Raw genomic sequence first — 19,654 nt, forward strand, 5'->3', positions numbered from 1 at the left:
TTTTTTTGCTGCTCGCCGAGAGTCGGCGCCGCCTTCCTCAAAGGTCCGACGAGCAGCGTTTTTTATATTAGGCGAGAACTTTCAGCACGTTGCGAACCGATTCGGCAGATTTGTCGAGTGCCGCTTTTTCTTCCGGCGTCAGATCCAGCTCGATCACTTTTTCCAGGCCGTTTCCGCCCAACAGGGTCGGTACGCCCAGGTAGAGGTCGCTGTATCCGTATTCGCCTTCCAGGTAGGCGATGGCCGGCAGAATGCGCTTCTTGTCTTTCAGGATCGCTTCCGCCATTTGCACCAGGGAAGCGGCAGGCGCATAGTAAGCGGAGCCGTTGCCCAGCAGGTTGACGATCTCGCCGCCGCCTTTGCGGGTGCGTTCCACGATGGCATCCAGACGATCTTTCGGGATCAGTTTTTCCAACGGAATGCCGCCTGCGTAGGAGTAGCGCACCAGCGGCACCATGTCATCACCGTGACCGCCCAGCACGAAGCCGGTTACGTCTTCCACGGAGACGTTCAGTTCCATCGCCACGAAGGTGCGGAAACGGGCGGTGTCCAGCACGCCGGATTGGCCGATGACGCGCTCTTTCGGGAAACCGGACGTTTTGAAGAAGGTGTAGGTCATCGCGTCCACCGGGTTGGACAGCACGATCACGATGGAGTTGGGCGCGTAGGTTTTCACCTGTTCGGCCACGGATCGCATGATGCCCGCGTTGGTGTTCACCAGGTCGTCGCGGGACATGCCCGGTTTGCGCGCGATGCCCGCGGTGATGATCACGAGGTCGGCGTCTTTGATGTCGGCGTAGTCGGCCGTACCGGTGATGTTGGCGTCAAATCCCAGCACCGGCGAGGATTCCATCATGTCCAGCGCTTTCCCTTTGGTCGGGTTTTCCAATTGCGGAATGTCAACCAGCACGATGTCTCCCAGTTCTTTTTGCGCCAGGATGAATGCCGTGGTAGCACCGGTGAAGCCGCTGCCGATGACAGCGATTTTTTTGCGTTGGAATGCCATTTTGGTTCGCCTCCAATTGTTTTGAAGTGCAAAAGCCGGTGATCGTCTCGCTTACTTACATGTTACATGTTTTTGATCAGGGCGTCGGCAAACTCGGAGCATTTCAGCTCGGTTGCGCCTTCCATCAGACGAGCGAAGTCGTAGGTCACGGTCTTCGCGGAGATGGTTTTTTCCATGGAGGAAATGATCAGGTCAGCCGCTTCGTTCCAGCCCAGGTGACGCAGCATCATTTCGCCGGACAGGATGACGGAAGACGGGTTTACCTTGTCCAGACCCGCGTATTTCGGAGCGGTGCCGTGCGTCGCCTCGAATACGGCATGGCCGGTCAGGTAGTTGATGTTGGCGCCAGGCGCGATGCCGATGCCGCCCACCTGCGCAGCCAGTGCGTCGGAGATGTAGTCGCCGTTCAGGTTGAGGGTAGCCACGACGTCATACTCGGCCGGACGGGTCAGAATTTGCTGCAGGAACGCGTCGGCGATGACGTCTTTCACGATGATCTTGCCGGCTGCTTCCGCTTCTTTTTGCGCCTTGTCAGCGTCGCCGCCTTCCGCTTTGATGCGGTCGTACTGTGCCCACGTAAACACTTTGTCGCCAAATTCGCGCTCAGCCAGTGCGTAGCCCCAGTTTTTGAACGCGCCTTCGGTGAACTTCATGATGTTGCCTTTGTGCACCAGCGTGACGGATTTGCGCTTGTTGGCCAGCGCGTAGTTGATCGCTGCGCGCACCAGACGCTCGGTCCCCTCTTTGGAAACCGGCTTGATGCCGATACCGGACGTTTCCGGGAAGCGGATTTTTTTCACGCCCATTTCCTTTTGCAGGAACTCGATGACCTTTTTCACTTCCGGGGTGCCTTCCGCCCACTCGACGCCGGCGTAGATATCCTCGGTGTTTTCGCGGAAAATGACCATATCAGTCAATTCAGGATGTTTCACCGGAGACGGAACGCCCTCGAAGTAGCGAACCGGACGCACGCACGCGTACAGGTCCAGCTCCTGGCGCAGCGCAACGTTGATGGAGCGGATGCCGCCGCCGACCGGCGTGGTGAGCGGACCCTTGATCGCGATCAGGTATTCGCGAACGGCGGTCAGGGTATCCTCCGGCAGCCACTCGCCGAACTTGTTGTACGCCTTTTCACCTGCATATACTTCAAACCAGGCGATTTTCTTCTCGCCCTTGTACGCCTTTTCCACGGCCGCATCCAGCACGCGGACAGCCGCATTCCAGATGTCGGGACCGGTACCGTCACCTTCGATGAACGGGATGATCGGGTTGTTGGGAACCACCAGTTTTCCGTTGTCTACCGTGATTTTCTCACCGGCAGCAGGCTGCGACAGGGTTTTAAACACAAGAATCCCTCCAGTGTGAAAAAGTATTGAAAGAATATTTCCAGACGTAGGAGAACTACCACGCGACGTGGTAGTTCTCAAGCTTGCGCTCAGGAGTGTCGTGCCGCTGCGGCGGCCGCCTCCTCCACGCTCGGAAAAGCAAAGGTCTTAGCGCTGGTCAATCGGCACGTAGTGCTGGTTGACCGGGCCGGTGTAGTCCGCGCGCGGACGGATCAGGCGGTTGTTCTCATACTGCTCCATGATGTGCGCGGTCCAACCGGACATGCGGCTGATGGCAAAGATCGGCGTGAACAGGTCGCTTTCCAGTCCAAGCGAGGTGTAAACGGACGCGGAGTAGAAATCGACGTTCGGCTTCAGGCCTTTTTCGCCGGTTACCATTTCTTCGATTTTGACGGACATCTCGTAGAGCTCGGGACGGCCCACCTGAGCAGTCAGCTCCTTGGACATCTGTTTCAGCCACTTGGCGCGCGGATCGCCGTCCTTGTACACGCGGTGTCCGAAGCCCATGATCTTTTCCTTGTTGTCCAGTTTTTTGCGGATGTAGGATTCCACGTTGTCGATGGAACCGATTTCCGCCAGCATGGCTGCCACCGCTTCGTTGGCGCCGCCGTGGAGCGGACCTTTCAGCGTGCCGATGGCGGAGACGATGCCGGAGTAGATGTCGGTCAGAGTCGCGACAGTGACGCGCGCAGCGAACGTGGACGCATTGAACTCGTGATCCGCGTGCAGAATCAGCGCGATGTCAAACGCCTTCACGGCCGTTTCCGACGGTTCTTCCCCCGTCAGCATGTACAGGAAGTTTTTCGCAATGCTGTAGGACGGATTGGGGGCAACCGGCTCCAGCCCTTTGCGGATTCGGGCAAACGCTGCCACCAGGGTAGGGGTTTGTGCCACCAGGCGGATCGATTTGCGGTAGTTGGCTTCCGGAGACATGTCCTGCGCCTCTGTGTCGTAGAGCGCTAGCGAAGAGACAGCTGTGCGCAACGCCGCCATGGGGTGTACGCCTTTCGGATAGGTGCGGATGCTGTCGATAACCTCTTTCGGCACCGCAGCATTTTCACCCAACTGCTTTTTCAAAGCCTCCAGCTGATCGCGCTTCGGTAGGGCTCCATGCCAGAGCAGGTACACAACTTCTTCAAAGGTAGCGTTTTCAGCGAGTTCGTCAATGTTGATGCCTCCGTAGCTGAGCACACCGTCGACGATGGAACAGATCGAAGATTGAGCGGCAACAACGCCTTCCAGTCCGCGAGTAACTGTCATGTAACTCTCTCCTTTTCCACTCTAAGCTATATGAAATTGTCAGGAAGAAGTAGGGGCGGTTCTTTTTACTACCCCCCTCCGCTGTGAATGATTGAGAAGTGCTGAGGATCATCATTCGCTTTCTCGACGCGCCGAAAAGAGGAGGAGAGACCGGATGGCCTTGCGACTGCATGGCAATAAAAAGAATCCAACCGTAATTCGACACAATTATAAAAGATTATAGCGATTTTGTGAATGAAAAAAGTACAACTTGCCAGGAAAAGCCTGCGGCCCAGCCAAAACTTGTCAGCCGCGGAAAGCATGCGGCATAATAGGTACAAGTGAGTTCGCCGTCCCTTTGGGGTCAGAAAGGAGAACGCGTTTGAATCGGGAAAACTGGGTGGAACGCCTCTTTCAACTGATTCGCTTGTTGTGGGTCTGTCTGCTCGTGTACGCGGGCTTCAAGCTGATCCAATTCGCATTACCCTTACTTTACCCATTTCTCATCTCGTTAGTCATCGCGCTGATCATTCACCGGCCGGTCACCTATCTGACGAAAAAGGCCAGGATCCCCCGCTGGCTGTCGGTGACCATCGCCCTGCTCCTGCTGATGGTGCTCACCGCCGGCGTCGTCACCCTGGTCGTCACCGAGACGGTCGTCGAAATCGGGGAACTGGCCAAGCGGCTGCCCGGGTTTGCCAACGAGCTGGGAACGTACCTGCAGCGGACGATTTCCCAAGACTTCCTGATGGGGCTGTACAACCAGGTGCAGTGGTTCTACGAGCAGCTTGATTCCAGTTACAAGGAAGAGATCGACAACACCGTGGGCAAGGGGATCAGTTCGATCACCCAGGCCGGTCAGATCCTGATCGTGCAGTTCCTGGACGGGCTGAAAAACCTGCTCGTCTCGCTGCCGAACCTGGCGACCGTGCTGGTGATCTCGATCCTGGGCGCCTTCTTCATCGCCAAGGACTTTTTCCTCTGGGAAGCGCGCTTCCGCCGCCTTTTGCCAAACGGCGTGAACAACCGGCTGGATCAGATTTTCAAAGACCTGAAAGCCGCGCTGTTCGGCTTTGCCAAGGCGCAGTTGACGCTGATTTCGCTCACCGCCGCGATCGTGATTGTCGGCCTGTTGATCCTGCGCGTCGAATACGCCATCACGATCGGGCTGATTACCGGTCTGGTGGATCTGCTGCCGTATCTGGGGACAGGCACGGTCTTTATCCCGTGGATTGTCTATCTCTTTTTCAAAGGCAACTACAGCCTGGTGATCGGCCTGTCGATCCTGTACGCCATCGTCTTGATTTTCCGCCAGATCATCGAGCCCAAGGTAGTGGCGGAAAACGTCGGTCTCGACCCGCTGCTGACGCTGGTCGCCCTGTTCGTGGGGCTGAATCTGTTCGGCTTTCTCGGCCTGATTATCGGTCCCGTCTCGCTCGTGCTGATCAATGCGCTGGTGAAGGCGGACGTCTTTTCCGACATCTGGCGATACATCAAGGGCACGTAAAAAAGGAGGCGTCATCCCTCCTTTTTTTCATGTCCTGATGCCGATTTACCTGCGGAAAAGGATGTGCACGCGGCCGCTGGAGATGAGCGACCAGAGCCAGCGCTTCAAGAGATGGCGCACGATCATCCGCGTGTAGGGAATGAGAAACACGAGCCCGAACAGATCGGTGAAAAATCCCGGCGTCAAGAGCAGCACTCCGCCCGCGAGGATGAGCGCGCCGTCGATCAGCGCCTCCGTCGGCATCTGGCCGCGCGAGAGCTGGAGCTGCAGCAGCCGAAGCACCTGCATGCCCTGCTGCTTGGCCAGCCAGGCGCCGACCAGCCCGGTCAGGATCACCAGCGCCACCGTGTTCCAGCCGCCGATCACCTTGCCTACCGCGATCAGCCCCCACAGTTCAATCGCCGGCACGACGATAAACAAGACCACGAGGATGCGAACCAGCATGCTTACTCTCCTCCTTCGTACTGGGCCTGAAGCCAGGCGTAGACGTCCGGTTCCGCGCGGGAGAGACGGATCGGTTTCATCGCCGGTGTCGTGAAGGCGTGCAGCGTTTTGCCGGTCACCAGCAGCGCCTCGTCCGGGATGCGGTACAGCTCGTAGGCAAACGTCAGCCGCACCGGCGTCAGCTCCTCGATCCGCGTGCGAATCTCCACCCAGTCGTCGTACCGCGCCGGCAGCCTGTACCGAAGCGTCGCCTCCGTGACGGGCAGCAGCACGCCTTTTTCCTCCAGGTCGCGATAGGTCAGCCCCGATCGGCGAAGAAACTCCGTCCGCCCCACTTCAAACCAGGTCAGGTAGTTGGCGTGGTAGACCACGCCCATCTGGTCGGTTTCACCGTACCGCACCTGTATCCGGTGAGTATGTACAACCGCACTCAATGCAACCGCCCCTTTCTCCTGTTATTGTACCACAGTCCGGCGGAAAAACGCTTCTCCCGGCGGGATGAGCCGTCCGTCGGTGCGTTCCTCCGGCTTCGCCGCCTGTCCGCATGCCGTCCTCCCCTCCCGGACAAACAAAAAACCGGGGAAGAACGAAGGGGTTCGTTTCTTCTCCGGTTTTGTTCTGTGAAAACGGGCGGCGTTAGCGGATCGGGCACGCGCCGGATTCGCACGATTCCGCCGTCGACAGGTCGGCATCGCCGCCTGTCTCGAACTGCTGCAGGATGGCCGGGTCAAACGGCTTCATCGACGCTTTCAGCGCTTCGTACTCCTCTTTGGTGCAGGCTTCGTACGGAGCCAGTTGGTACGTGCCGCCGTCGAGCTGCAGGAACGACACGCCGACGAAATTGTCCCAATTGGAGTAGACGATCTCTTCCACCTCGCCCCACTCTTCCGGCCGAACGGTAATCGTGTTGGAGGAGTTGTGCTCCGTATACTCCTTCTGGAAGCGGAAATACGTCTCAAACTGCCGTCTGGCGCTGACCTGGTCCTTCGTTTCCTTGGCTCCGGAAGCCACCGGGAAGTCGATCACCAGCGTGCGGGCGTTGGCCATGCGCTCCTCGTGTGTTTCGCCCGGCGTGCCCACTTCCGGATGGACCCTCCAGCCCAACGCCTGAACCGCCTTCGCCAGCGGGTCTTCGGCGTTGATGCGGATGCGGCGGATGTAGTACGGCGAGTGGGACCAGTGCAGACCGCTGGACACCCCGCCGGCCACCTGGGAGAGCGTGCCCTCCGGTTTCACCGTGGTCACCAGGAGCGGCGCGTTGACGCGCAGCTCGTAGGCGTAGCGGTTCGCTTCCTCGCGCGCGGTTTTGCCGAGCAGGCGGAGCAGTTCCACTTCCTGCTCCTCGGTGTATCCGAGCGAAGCGATGGCGTCCTTTACCCCGGTCAGCGACGTGCCGAGCAGACGGTCACGCTGCTGCACCCTGTCCCAGTGGGGCAGTTCCAGGGTGACCAGCGTCATGCGCAGTCCGGCGCGGGCCGATCTGCGCTGCGCGTCCAGGAGGCCGTCCAGGTCCAGGTATTTGGAGCCGTCCGTGCTTTCCTTGACGAACTGCACCAGGTTGACGGTGGTCAGGTTGCAGACGCCGTAGGAGTCGAGCAGGATTTCCGCACACGGGTTGAGCCCCTCCGCGTTGGGACGGCGCCGGTTCGCCTCTTCCAGGTTGATGAAGCCCGGTTCGCCTTCCAACTGCATCATCGTGAAGACGAGGTGCAAAAACTCCCGACTCGGCTTTTGCGTGAAGGCGATGGAGTTGTTGGACATGCGGCGGTGATCCAGTCCAAAGCGGCCGTCTCCCACCTTTTGAATCGTGTCAAACCAGGACGGTTTCCGGTCGCCCAACAGTTCGCCCACTTTGCGGTGATGGTCGAGCTGCTCTTCCGTCCAGAATCCGTTGATGCCGTATTTGGCAAACAGGCACTCGTAGTCGTCGTGGTCAAACAGGAAGATCTCCGCCGTGCGGCGCACGCCGCCCACCACGACGTTGGCCCCGATCAGGTTGCCGATGTCGAGAATGTGGATCGGACGCACCTTGCCGTAGCCCTTCTCGTCGCTTTCAATCGGCGCCAGATGAGGATCGATCTGGTTTTTCAGCACCTTGTCGATGCCTTCGAACATCTCGCGGAGCGGTTCGTGGCCGCTGGCCGTGCCGCCGAAGCGCTTCAGCCGCTCCCCTTTGGGGCGGACGCTGTTGTAGGAGATCTTCACGGTATGGATGTGCTCGTATTCCTTTTTCGTCAGGATGTCCAGGTAGAGGCGCAGCGACTCCACCCAGCCTTCCTTGCTGTCGCCGACGTAGATTTTGGCGTAGCCGTTTTCCAGCACCTTCAGTTCGGAGCGCTCCAGCCGCTGGTGTTTCGGCAGGGGCTTGTACTCCGAGGAGAGCAGGGTGACATTGGTGCGAATCGGCGCGAGTCCTTCCGCCATCTGCTTCGTGCACTTGAAGCCGACGCCCGTCCCCACCAGCAGCAGGTAGAACAGGTCGCACAGGTCCTCCCACGACTTGATGTTCAGGAAGGAGCAGTTGAAATTGGCCAGCGGATACAAATCGGCCACGCCGTTTTCCGCTCCGCCCACCCAGAGGGTGCGGCCGGACAGGAACTGCCTGAGGTTGAACATGTTGTCAAACAGTCCCTCCGCTTCCTTCTCCAGTTCCCGCAGGTCGGGGGTCAGCCCGATCTTTTGCAGATGCTGGTAGGCCAGCTTGATATTGTAATCCACCGAGCGGCGGCAGGTTTCTTTCCAGGTCTCCCGCCTGCCTTTTTCCGGGAGAAAACGGGAATACGTCCGATAGTAGACAAATTGCCCCAGCGCATTCATGTGCGGCGGGAAATCGGGGTAACGGTCAAGAAATTCATCCCGCAAAAAACGGGTTCTCGTCTCTGTTGCCAACATGTCGGTTCCTCCTTCAATGCTATCATCTCTAGTTAACTCTTTTTCCAGCAAAAACTCAATAGTTTTTTCTATATGTTGTGTGCAATATTTTTCGACAACACAATATGTAGTGTTTTTATGAAAAAAGGGACTTGACAAGGCTGTTCGCCTGCCGGGAGAAAACACGTTCGGGAAGTCCTCATTGTAGCAGATTTTCTGTCGTTTTTCAGCCCCCTCCTGCACTTATGGTGCCCGAAATGGAAACCGCCCTGCCCGCGAAAGCAGTGCGGACAGGGCAGGAAGGAGGCTTTTTTCCGAAAAAACGGTATGGGAAAGAGAGGGTGACGCTGTCCATCACCCCCTCCCAGATTCAGGGTGTTTCCGGCACTTTTTTACAGCACTCGGGCATGTCCGGTGTAAATGTGGCCGCGTTCGGAGTCGACGGTGACGATTTGGCCGTCTTTCAACAGTTCCGTGGCACGCGCGACGCCGACGATCACCGGGACGTTGAGGTTGAGCCCGACAATGGCGGCGTGAGAGGTGAGTCCGCCCTCCTCGGTAATGACCGCCCCCGCCTTTTCAAATGCGCCGATCATGTCCGAATCCGTGCCAATCGTCACGAGGATGGTGCCCTCCTGCATCTTCTCCAGCGCTTCCTCCGCCGAGCGGGCGACCGCCACCCGGCCGGTCACCACTTTGCGGCCGATGCCTTGTCCCTTCGCCACAATATCGCCGATGACGTGAATCTTCATCAGGTTGGTGGTGCCCACTTCACGCACCGGCACGCCTGCGGTGATGACCACGAGGTCGCCGTGGCGGACATACCCCGCCTCCAGCGCCTGCTGCACGGACATCTCCAGCATTTCGTCGGTCGTGTTGGCCATCGGCCCGAGCACGGGGTAGACTCCGTTGACGAGCGCGAGGCGGCGCACCACGTCGGCGTGCGGCGTGACGGCGACGATCGGCGCTTTGGGCCGGTATTTGGAGACCATGCGCGCGGTATGGCCGCTTTCCGTCGCCGTGATGACGGCCGCGGCGTCCAGGTCGAGTGCGGCGTTGGCCACGGCCTGGCTGATCGCGTCCGTAATCGTCACCTGCTTTTGCAGCGCCTGGTTGTACAGGATCTCCCGGTAGTTCAGCTCCTGCTCCGCTCTGAGCGCAATCCGGTTCATCGTCTCCACCGACTCCACCGGATACTTGCCGGCCGCCGTTTCGCCGGAGAGCATGATCGCGTCCGTGCCGTCAAAGATGGCGTTGGCCACGTCGCTCGCCTCCGCCCGGGTGGGACGGGGATTGCGCTGCATCGAGTCGAGCATCTGCGTCGCGGTGATGACCGGTTTGCCCAGCTCGTTGCACTTCTTGATCAGCTTTTTCTGCACCAGCGGCACTTCCTCCGCCGGGATTTCCACGCCCAGGTCGCCGCGGGCCACCATCAGGCCGTCGGAAACGGCGAGGATCTCGTCCACGTTGTCCACGCCTTCCTGGTTTTCAATCTTGGCGATGATGTCGATGCGGACGCCGTGGCGTTCCAGGATTTCGCGAATCTCCAGGATGTCGGACGCCTTGCGCACAAACGAGGCGGCGATAAAGTCGACGCCCTGCCGGATGCCGAATTCGATGTCCTGCGCGTCCTTTTCCGTAATCCCCGGCAGGTTGATCTTGACGCCCGGCACGTTGACGCCCTTTTTGCTTTTCAGCGTGCCGCCGTTCTTGATGCGGCAGACGATCTCATGCCCCTCCACCGCTTCCACGGTCAGGCCGATGAGCCCGTCGTCGATCAGGATGGTGTCGCCCTTCTTCACGTCGCGCGGCAGATCGGCATACGTAATCGATACGCGTTCCGCCGTGCCGGGCACGTCCTCCGTGGTCAGCACGATCGTTCCGCCCTCCTGCAGTTCCACCGCATCCACGGCCAGCAAGCCGGTGCGGATTTCCGGTCCCTTGGTATCCAGCAGGATGGCCACCTGCTTGCCCGTCTCTTCGGCCGCCTGCCGGATGTTGGCGATCCGGGCGGCATGCTCCTCGTGCGAACCGTGGGAAAAGTTGAGCCGGGCCACGTTCATGCCGGCGTGAATCAGTTTTTTCAGCGTCTCGACCGACTCGCTCGCCGGTCCGATGGTACATACGATTTTCGCCTTACGCAGCACTGTGCGTCCCTCCTATAAAACAAGCTGTCATTCCCGCCGCTCTAAATGGACAGCGTGCGCGCCAACTGATAGACGGACAAGTCGAGCTGGTGCTTTTGCGACAACGCTTCCTTGAAATCGACGTCAACGATCTGGTTGTTGCGGATGCCGACCATTCGGTCCCGCTTTCCTTCCAGGAGCAGGTCCACGGCCGCCGCGCCCATGCGGCTGGCCAGCATGCGGTCAAACGCGGTCGGTGAACCGCCCCGCTGGATATGGCCGAGCACGGTCACGCGGGTCTCCCAGCCGGTCCGCTGCTTGATTTCCTCCGCGTAGGTGGCGGCGCTGCCGACGCCTTCCGCCACGATGATGATCGAGTGCTTCTTGCCGCGGCGGTGTCCGGCGAGCAGTCGCTCGATGATGTCGTCCATGTCCTGTTCCGCTTCCGGGATGATGATCGACTCCGCGCCTGCGGCCAGACCGGCCCACAGCGCCAGGTCTCCGGCGTCGCGCCCCATCACCTCGATGATGTAGGTGCGCTCGTGCGAAGTGGCGGTGTCGCGGATTTTGTCGATCGCTTCCACAATCGTATTGAGCGCGGTGTCAAACCCGATGGTGAAATCGGTGCACGGAATGTCGTTGTCGATGGTACCGGGCACGCCGATGGTGGGGATGCCCTTTTCCGTCAGCTTCTGCGCTCCGCGGAAGGAGCCGTCGCCACCGATCACGATCAATCCTTCGATGCCGTGGTTGTGCAGTTGGCGAACCGCCTTCTCCTGGCCTGCCTCCGTCTTGAACTCTTCACTGCGGGCCGAATAGAGGATGGTTCCGCCCCGATGGATGATGTCCCCGACGGATCCCAGCGTCATCTCCTGGATATGGCCGCGCATCAGCCCTTCGTACCCGTGGTACACCCCGTACATCTGCACGCCGTGATAGGCGGCGCGGCGCACGGCGGCGCGAACGGCCGCGTTCATCCCCGGAGAATCCCCGCCGCTGGTCAAAACTGCGATTTTCTGCATGGAAACCACCTCTCCTGTCGTAAACAAAGGCTCAACGACCCTTCTTATCGTCATTAGCATGTCTTGAAACGGAAACAGTATGTGCCAAAACGCGTTTGAAACATGCTGTATCAGTTCCACATTTATATCTGTTACACTCATTGCGGAATATGTGCCATACTTTTTGAAAGATCTGACAAATCCCGCATCCGAATACGATTGTAGCAGATTTCCCGCGCAGAAAAAAGCCAAAAACGCCTCCTCTGGATCAGAGGGAGGCGTAGGCGCCGATCTGTTTGAACTTTTCGTAACGATCCTGTATCAGTTGTTCCGGGCTCAAACGGTCGAGCTGTTCCAATCCTTCCAGCAGCTTCGCCTTGACATGGCTGGCCTGCTGGACCACATCGCGGTGGGCTCCACCAAACGGCTCCTCGATAATCCCGTCGATCACGCCCAGCTCTAAAAGGTCGGGCGCGGTGATCTTCATCGTTTCCGCCGCGCGCATCGCCAGGCTGGCGTCCTTCCAGAGAATGGCCGCCGCCCCCTCCGGCGAAATGACCGAGTAGGTGGAGTTCTCCAGCATGTAGACGCGGTTGCCGACGCCGATGGCCAAGGCGCCGCCGCTGCCGCCTTCGCCGATCACCACGCAGATGATCGGAACGCGGAAGCCCGCCATCTCCCGCAGGTTGCGGGCAATCGCTTCGCTCTGGCCGCGCTCCTCCGCCGCCTTGCCGGGATACGCCCCCGACGTGTTGATGAAGCAGATGATCGGGCGGCCGAACTTGTCCGCCTGCTGCATGATCCGCAGCGCCTTGCGGTAGCCTTCCGGATGGGCCATGCCGAAGTTGCGGCTGATGTTTTCCTTGGTGTCTTTTCCTTTCTGGTGGCCGACCACCGTGACCGGACGGCCGTCCAGTTTGGCGATTCCGCCGACAATCGCCAGATCATCGCCGAAACAGCGGTCGCCGTGCACTTCCAGAAAATCCGTAAAGATATGATGAATGTAGTCCAGCGTCGTGGGCCGCTCGGGGTGGCGGGCGATCTGCACGCGCTGCCACGGCGTCAGATTGCCGTAAATCTGCTCGGCCAGATCCTTGGCCTTTTTCTCCAAACGAACGACCTCATCCGAAAAATCGATGCCTTTTTCCTCGGTAAACCTGCGCAGTTCCTTGATCTTTTCCTGCAGTTCCACCAGCGGCTTTTCAAAGGGAAGTTCGCCTGCCATCTCTACACTCCCTCCCGAATCGTGTGCAGCTCGACGAGTTTGGCCAGCGTGGTCCGCATGTCCTTGCGATGCACCACCATGTCGAGCTGTCCGTGCTTCAGCAGGAATTCCGCCGTCTGAAAATCTTTCGGCAGCTCCTGGCGAACCGTCTGCTCAATCACGCGGCGGCCGGCAAACCCGATCATCGCGCCCGGTTCGGCGATGTTGTAGTCGCCGAGCGAGGCGAAGCTGGCGGTCACCCCGCCGTATGTCGGGTTGGTGAGCACGGAGATGAACAAGAGCCGCTCCCGGTCCAGCCGGGCCAGCGCCGCGCTCGTCTTGGCCATCTGCATCAGGCTGAGCACGCCTTCCTGCATCCGCGCCCCGCCGGACGCGGAGAAGAGGAGAAACGGCAGACGCCGCTCCACGGCCCGCTCGATCGCCCGGGTGATCTTCTCGCCGACGACCGAGCCCATGCTGGCCATCCGAAAGCGGGAGTCCATCACGCCGATGATGATGCGGTTGCCTCCGAGCACGCCCTCGCCGGTGATGACCGCCTCGTTGAGATTGGTGTTTTTCATGTCTTGTTCCAGCTTCTCCAGATAACCGGGAAAGCCGAGCGGATTGGCGGTGATCAGGTCCGCGTCGAACTCCTCGGTCAGCTTCCCGTCATCCAGAAGCGACTGGATGCGCTCGGGAGCGGACATGGGGAAATGGTACTGGCAGCCTTTGCAGACGCGCAGGTTTTTCTCCAGGTCCTTGGAGTAGTGTATGGTCCCGCAGTGCGGGCATTTATTCATCAGTCCCTCGGGAACTTCCTTTTCCTTGGGTCCCGTCACTTTGGCGCCGTCAGCGCCGGCGGGAACGCGCGCAAACGTCTCCGCGGGGACAGTCGCGAACTTTCGCTTCTTCCCGAACAGGTCTTTAAGCACAGTTACACCTCACCTTTCTGGTCAGTGAAGGATCGTGCCGAGTACTTCCTGGACTTCGTGAACTTCGCTTTCGGGCACGAGAATCTCGTACTGCTTCGAAACCTTCGCCTCGCGAACCTTGACCAGGAATCCTTCATCTGTCAAACGTTGCTGTATCCGTTCCGCGATTTTTGCGCTAGGAGCGATGTAGATGACCGTCCACATGCTGGCAACCTCCTTCATCGTCCAAAACAGGTCTGCATCATCATATCACAGCGCCAGCGCTCGTCGCAAATCGGGGGAGGGCGCGGACAAGGCGGGGCGCTCGCCTAGAGCTTGCTGTTTTCCAGGTGCTCCCTCATCCTCTCCACCGCCAGTGCTTCGTCTCCCTCGCGGATGGCTTCCATGATCCGACGGTGCTCCGCCAGCGCGGTGCGGGCCCGGCCTTCGCGTCCCAGCGATTCGCTGCGGACGCTGTCGCTGTACTCGACGAGCGGCGCCCAGATGCGATGCAGGATGGAGTTGCGGCTGGAGCGGCAGATGACGCGGTGAAACTGGTAGTCTTCCTCGGTGGGAACCTCGCCGCGCTCCACGCGCTCCTCCGCTGCTTTCAGGATCCGCTCCATCTCTTCAAAGTGCTTGTCTGTGGCGCGCCGGCAGGCCAGCCGCACCGCTTCCAGCTCCAGAATCCGGCGCATCTCGATCAGGTCTTTTTTCGTCTTGTAGTCCCGCAGGATAAAGTAGCCGAGAATGTCAATCAGGCGGTTGTGACGGTAGTGCTTCAAAAAGGTGCCTTCTCCCCGGCGGGTTTCAATCAGTCCCAGCAGTTCCAGGGCCCGAAGCGCCTCCCGGACGGAGGAACGGCCCGCTCCCAACTGTTCGGACAGCTCCCGTTCGGACGGCAGCTTGTCGCCGGGGCGCAAGTTTTTTTCCCGAACGATTTCATGGATCTGCAGCAGAATGCCCTCGTACACTTTTCGCTCTTGCGCAGAATCGAGCACCTTTCCACCCTCCTTATTGACTGTCTACGGCGAAGCACCCTCCCGACCGCTCGCACGGTTGGGAGGGTGTTCATCGTTGTTCCCGTACGGCCGGGATTACGCCTCTTGCAGCGAGATGGCGGCCAGTTTCGCCGTTCTTTCCTTGACCTCTTCGGGATCGACGGAAATGCGGGCCACGCCGCTCTCCATCGCCGCCTTCGCCACCGCAGCCGCCACGTGGGGAGCGACGCGCGGGTCAAACGGCGCCGGAATCACCTTGTCGGCAGACAGCTCTTCCGGCGAGATCAGATCGGCGATGGCGTAAACCGCCGCTCGTTTCATCTCTTCGTTGATGTTGGTGGCGCGGGTATCCAGCGCGCCGCGGAAGATGCCCGGGAACGCCAGGACGTTGTTCACCTGGTTGGGGAAGTCGGAACGGCCCGTGCCGACGACGGCAGCACCCGCCGCTTTTGCTTCCTCCGGCATGATTTCCGGAACCGGGTTGGCCATCGCAAAGATGATCGGATCGCGGTTCATCGACCGGACCATCTCCTGGGTGACGGCGCCGGCCACGGATACGCCGATGAATACGTCGGCGCCCTTCATCGCCTCGGCCAGATCACCCTGCTTTTTGCTGCGGTTGGTGATTTTCGCCATTTCTTCCTTGACCGGGTTCATGCCGAAGGGACGTCCTTCGTACACGATTCCCTTGGTGTCGCACATGATCACGTCTTTGACGCCCATGGACAGGAGCAGCTTGATGATGGCGATGCCGGCCGCTCCGGCCCCGTTGGTCACCACGCGGATGTCCTCCAGCTTTTTGTTCACCACGCGCAGCGCGTTGATCAGACCGGCTGCGGTTACGATGGCCGTGCCGTGCTGGTCGTCGTGGAAAATCGGGATGTTGGTTTCCTTTTTCAGGCGCTCCTCGATTTCAAAGCAGGCGGGTGCGGCGATGTCTTCCAGGTTGACGCCGCCAAACGTGGGCTCCAGCAGCTTCACCGTCTCCACGATCTTGTCCACGTCGGTGGTGTTCAGGCAGATCGGGAAGGCGTCGACGCCGGCAAACGACTTGAACAGGACCGCCTTGCCTTCCATGACCGGCATGGCCGCTTCCGGGCCGATGTTGCCCAGTCCGAGCACGGCGGTGCCGTCGCTGACCACGGCTACCAGGTTGCCTTTCATCGTGTAGTCGTACACCTTGGACACGTCGTCAAAGATCTCCTTGCACGGCTCTGCCACCCCCGGCGAATACGCCAGGCTCAGATCGCGGGCGTTGCGTACGGGCACCTTGGTGACCGCCTCCAGTTTCCCCCTGTGCTTCCGGTGAAGTTCCAGCGCATCCTCTCGCAAATTGGACACAAGTACCACTCCATTTCATGTATGTCTGGTATCGCTTGGTTAACTGTTTCACTTATCTATATCGAACCTAAGTGGTCAGACCACTTTTCTGCGTATGTCCCCATTATAACAAAACCCATTCTCCTGTAAAGCTGCCGAAAACGGCGAAAAAGGGAGGACTTGGTTCATCCTCCCCAGTTTACAGGCAATTCTTTCTGGATTACGCTGTCACTTCCCACAATTGCTCGCGCTTGCTCCAAAAAGGACTCATCAACCTCAACGCGGATCGCGTCCGGCAGGCGAATCGTCTGCTTTTTTCCTTCGTAGTACAGCACGACGGGAATCGTTCCTTTTTTTTCGACAAACAGCCGCTGCAGCCGGTGCAGCGTCGAATCGCGCTCCTGTTCCGGCGCAATTTTGACAAACAGCACCGGTTCCGTCGACGGCCTGGGCAGCGCTTCGGCATCCCACATGCGGGAGGCCAGCAGCTTCACCGCGTCGTCCTGATGATCCACCCGCGCTTCCACGACGACGATCCGCTCCCGCGCCAACAGGCCGGCGTATTTGGCGTACACCTTCGGAAAGACGACCATCTCCACCTGGGCGGTTTTGTCCTCCAGCGTGACGAAAGCCATCGGTTCCCCTTTTTTGGTCTGAATCCGCCGCTCTTCGACGATCATGCCCACCACTTTTACCGTCTGGTCCCGGGCGCACTCGGCCAGCGAAGAGACGGCGTGCACCTCCGGCCGGTTGACCAGGTGGGCGAACTGGTCCAGCGGATGGCCGGACAGGTAGACGCCGAGCAGTTCCCGCTCCTCTTTCAACCGCTGGCTGCGGGAGAACGGGGGAACGTCGGGGTACTCGGACGGCGGACGCGCCGGCTCCGTTCCGTCCTCTCCGGCAAACAGGTTGAGCTGGTCGGCGTCCCGCTCCTGCCGCCTGCCCGTCGCTTTGCCCATCGCCTCGTCCAGCAGCACCATGAGCTGGCTGCGGTGGCCGGGCAGCGAATCCAGCGCGCCGCAGAGGATTAGCGACTCGACCACCCGCCGGTTGACCAGCCTGCCGTCCACCCGGGCGCAGAAGTCAAACAGGTCGCGGTACGGCCGTTTGGCCCGCTCCCGCACGATCGAGTCGATGGCTCCGTAGCCGACGTTTTTGACCGCGGCCAGTCCGAAGCGGATGGCCTCCTGCTCCACGGTAAAGAAGGCCTGGCTCTCGTTGACGTCCGGGGGCAGCACGGTCAGCCGCAGTCGGCGCGCTTCTTCGGTGTACTCGGCGATGCGCGTCTGGCTGCCGATGGACAGCGACAGCAGCGCGGCCATGAAGGCGAGCGGATAGTTGGCCTTCAGGTAGGCCATCTGGTAGGCGATGATCGCGTAGGCGACCGAGTGCGCCTTGTTGAAGCCGTAGTCGGCGAAGCGTACGATCAGGTCGTAGATTTCGTTGCCGAGCCGCTCCCCGTAGCCCTGCTTGACGCAGCCGGCGACGAACTTCTCCCGCTGCTCGGCCAGCAGCTCCCGTTTCTTTTTGCCCACCGCCCGCCGCAAAATGTCCGCTTCTCCCAGGCTGAACCCGGCCAGCTTGGAGGAGATCTGCATGATCTGCTCCTGGTAGATCATGAAGCCGTGCGTTTCTTTCAGGATCGGCTCCAGGTCGGGGTGGGCGTAGTGCACCTGGGTTTCGCCGTGCTTGGCCTGGATGTACTGCGGGATAATCTCCATCGGCCCCGGCCGGTAGAGGGCGAGCACGGCGACGATGTCGGCCAGGCTGGTCGGCTTCAGCTCGCGCAGCACGCTGCGGAACCCCGCCGATTCCAGTTGAAAGATCCCCGTCGTCTCGCCGCGGCTGAGCATCCGGAAGGTCTTGGCGTCGTCGGGGGGAATCCGTTCCAGGTCGAGGTCGATTCCCTGTTCCCGCAGGTGGCGCAGCGTCTCCTGGATAATCGTCAGGTTGCGCAGGCCGAGAAAATCCATCTTCAACAGCCCGATCTCTTCCAGCGCTTCCATCGGGTACTGGGTCAAGGCCAATCCTTCGCTGCCGGTCTGCAGCGGCACGTACTCGGTCAGCGGCTCCGGCGCGATCACCACGCCGGCCGCGTGAGTGGAAGCGTGGCGGGGCAGCCCCTCGACGCCCTTGGCCGCCTCGATCAACTGCTTCGCCTGGCTGTTCGTCTCGCACAGCTTGCCCAGCTCGGGATTGAGCTGGAACGCCTTGTCGATGGTCATGCCGGGAGACTGCGGGATCATTTTGGCCACCCGGTCCACCAGGCCAAGCGACAGCCCCAGCGCCCGCCCCGCGTCGCGAACGGCCGCCCGGGCCGCCATCGTTCCGAACGTGATGATCTGGGCCACCCGGTCATGCCCGTACTTGTCGGCCACGTAGCGGATCACCTCGTCCCGCCGCTCCACGGAAAAATCGATGTCGATGTCCGGCATCGTCACCCGCTCCGGGTTGAGAAACCGTTCAAACAGCAGGCTGAAGCGGAGCGGATCGACATTGGTGATCTTCAGCGCGTAGGCCACCAGGCTGCCCGCCGCCGAACCGCGTCCCGGCCCGGTCGGAATGCCCTGCTCATGGGCGTGGCGCATGAAATCCCAGACGATCAGAAAGTAATCGGTAAAGCCGGTCCGCGTGATGATCGCCAGCTCGTGTTCCAGCCGCTCGCGCACCTCGGGCGTGATTTCCCCGTAGCGCTCGCAGCAGCCCCGTTCGCACAGGTCCCGCAGGAAAGCCGTCGGTTCCTGTCCGGCGGGCAGGGGAAATTTCGGCAAAATGTGCTGGCCAAACGACAGGTGCCACTGACAGCGCTCGGCGATGGCGGCCGTGTTGGCCAGCGCTTGCGGCGCGTAGGCGAACAGGCGGGCCATCTCGTCGCCGCTTTTCAGGTAGTACTCGTCGGTCTCGTAACGAAACCGGTTCTCCTCGTCCACCGTCTTGCCCTCGCCGATCGCCAGCAAAATGTCATGCTGCCGGTGCTGTTCCCGGTAGACGTAGTGCACGTTGTTGGTGGCGACGAGCGGAATGCCCGTCTCCTGCCCCAGGCGGAGCAGCCGCTGATTCAGCCTGCGTTCGATCTCCAGCCCGTGGTCCTGCAGCTCCAGGTAAAACCGGTCGGCGCCGAACACCTGCCGATACCAGAGCGCCGCCTGGCGGGCCCCCTCGATATCGCCTGCGAGCAGCAGCCGGGCCACCTCCCCCTCCCGGCAGGCGCTCAGCGCAATCAGCCCTTCGCTGTAGCGGGCCAGCGCCTCCTTGTTCAGCCGAGGGAGGATGAAGTGGCCCTCCGTGTTGGCCAGCGTAGCCAGCTTGAGCAGGTTGCGGTAGCCGCGGTCGTTCTCCGCCAGCAGCACGAGATGGTACGGTGCGGGGGCATTGCGCACGCGATCCTGCAGGTTTCCTTCGATGACGTACGCCTCCATGCCGATGATCGGCTTGATGCCGGCGTCCCGGCAGGCCTTGTAAAACGGCACGGCGCCGTACAGGTTGGCGTGGTCGGTCATCGCCAGGGCCGGCATGCCCAGCTCCGCCGCCCGGCGCACCAGTTCCTCGATGCGGGCCGCGCCGTCAAGCAAGCTGTATTCCGTATGCACGTGCAGATGGACAAAGGGGGTCATCGCGTTCCTTCCTCTCTTGTTCCGTCCCGTTGTCGTTTTCTTTCATTATACTCCATCCCGGCCC

At 60.4% G+C, this 19,654-nt stretch carries 15 protein-coding genes; 1 reads left to right on the plus strand and 14 read right to left on the minus strand.

All coding sequences use genetic code 11. The features are described 5' to 3' along the window. Positions 1 to 67 precede the first annotated feature (67 nt). The 3 genes from mdh to citZ all read right to left on the minus strand — a co-directional run bounded on the left by mdh (position 68) and on the right by citZ (position 3,612). On the minus strand, positions 68 to 1,006 hold the full coding sequence (mdh, locus tag FOI68_RS03745; RefSeq protein ID WP_029097727.1) for a malate dehydrogenase: 939 nt from the start codon (positions 1,004 to 1,006) through the stop codon (positions 68 to 70). A gap of 62 nt (positions 1,007 to 1,068) precedes the next feature. Continuing rightward, positions 1,069 to 2,352, minus strand: coding sequence for an NADP-dependent isocitrate dehydrogenase (gene icd, locus FOI68_RS03750; RefSeq protein WP_029097728.1), 1,284 nt, complete (start codon positions 2,350 to 2,352; stop codon positions 1,069 to 1,071). A 147-nt stretch (positions 2,353 to 2,499) separates the two neighbouring features. After that, entirely contained in the window at positions 2,500 to 3,612 is a 1,113-nt protein-coding gene (gene citZ, locus FOI68_RS03755; RefSeq protein WP_035300623.1) for a citrate synthase, read from the minus strand. 361 nt (positions 3,613 to 3,973) lie between these two features. Here citZ and ytvI point away from each other — a divergent pair, with 361 nt between their 5' ends. Beyond that, on the plus strand, positions 3,974 to 5,098 hold the full coding sequence (ytvI, locus tag FOI68_RS03760) for a sporulation integral membrane protein YtvI (RefSeq protein ID WP_029097730.1): 1,125 nt from the start codon (positions 3,974 to 3,976) through the stop codon (positions 5,096 to 5,098). A 45-nt stretch (positions 5,099 to 5,143) separates the two neighbouring features. On the opposite strand, the gene FOI68_RS03765 is transcribed toward ytvI, so the two are convergent. From FOI68_RS03765 to FOI68_RS03815, 11 genes are all read right to left on the minus strand, one after another. Beyond that, positions 5,144 to 5,542, minus strand: coding sequence for an FxsA family protein (locus FOI68_RS03765; protein ID WP_035300628.1), 399 nt, complete (start codon positions 5,540 to 5,542; stop codon positions 5,144 to 5,146). A 2-nt stretch (positions 5,543 to 5,544) separates the two neighbouring features. Further along, entirely contained in the window at positions 5,545 to 5,976 is a 432-nt protein-coding gene (locus FOI68_RS03770) for an acyl-CoA thioesterase (protein WP_029097732.1), read from the minus strand. Between the two features lie 202 nt (positions 5,977 to 6,178). Then, positions 6,179 to 8,434 carry a ribonucleoside-triphosphate reductase, adenosylcobalamin-dependent gene (gene nrdJ, locus FOI68_RS03775; protein WP_143862365.1) on the minus strand — a complete coding sequence of 752 codons (2,256 nt, stop codon included), beginning with the start codon at positions 8,432 to 8,434 and terminating at the stop codon, positions 6,179 to 6,181. A gap of 371 nt (positions 8,435 to 8,805) precedes the next feature. Beyond that, the gene (gene pyk / locus FOI68_RS03780) at positions 8,806 to 10,560 is read right to left on the minus strand and encodes a pyruvate kinase (protein ID WP_029097734.1); all 1,755 of its coding nucleotides are present in this window, start codon (positions 10,558 to 10,560) and stop codon (positions 8,806 to 8,808) included. Positions 10,561 to 10,601: 41 nt separating this feature from the next. Then, positions 10,602 to 11,561, minus strand: coding sequence for a 6-phosphofructokinase (gene pfkA / locus FOI68_RS03785; protein WP_044898728.1), 960 nt, complete (start codon positions 11,559 to 11,561; stop codon positions 10,602 to 10,604). A gap of 247 nt (positions 11,562 to 11,808) precedes the next feature. After that, complete coding sequence (gene accA, locus FOI68_RS03790; RefSeq protein ID WP_029097736.1) at positions 11,809 to 12,765, minus strand: acetyl-CoA carboxylase carboxyl transferase subunit alpha; 957 nt, start codon at positions 12,763 to 12,765, stop codon at positions 11,809 to 11,811. Between the two features lie 2 nt (positions 12,766 to 12,767). Beyond that, positions 12,768 to 13,676: an acetyl-CoA carboxylase, carboxyltransferase subunit beta gene (accD, locus tag FOI68_RS03795; RefSeq protein WP_029097737.1), complete on the minus strand. Its 909-nt coding sequence runs from the start codon at positions 13,674 to 13,676 to the stop codon at positions 12,768 to 12,770. A 21-nt stretch (positions 13,677 to 13,697) separates the two neighbouring features. Further along, on the minus strand, positions 13,698 to 13,880 hold the full coding sequence (locus FOI68_RS03800; protein WP_029097738.1) for a hypothetical protein: 183 nt from the start codon (positions 13,878 to 13,880) through the stop codon (positions 13,698 to 13,700). Positions 13,881 to 13,984: 104 nt separating this feature from the next. Next, entirely contained in the window at positions 13,985 to 14,656 is a 672-nt protein-coding gene (locus FOI68_RS03805; RefSeq protein ID WP_029097739.1) for a FadR/GntR family transcriptional regulator, read from the minus strand. Positions 14,657 to 14,752: 96 nt separating this feature from the next. Next, the gene (ystJ, locus tag FOI68_RS03810; protein ID WP_029097740.1) at positions 14,753 to 15,997 is read right to left on the minus strand and encodes an NADP-dependent malic enzyme; all 1,245 of its coding nucleotides are present in this window, start codon (positions 15,995 to 15,997) and stop codon (positions 14,753 to 14,755) included. Between the two features lie 164 nt (positions 15,998 to 16,161). Continuing rightward, on the minus strand, positions 16,162 to 19,590 hold the full coding sequence (locus FOI68_RS03815) for a DNA polymerase III subunit alpha (protein ID WP_143862366.1): 3,429 nt from the start codon (positions 19,588 to 19,590) through the stop codon (positions 16,162 to 16,164). Positions 19,591 to 19,654: the final 64 nt, after the last annotated feature.

The organism is Brevibacillus sp. LEMMJ03 (assembly GCF_007197875.1).
Lineage (GTDB): Bacteria > Bacillota > Bacilli > Brevibacillales > Brevibacillaceae > Brevibacillus > Brevibacillus thermoruber.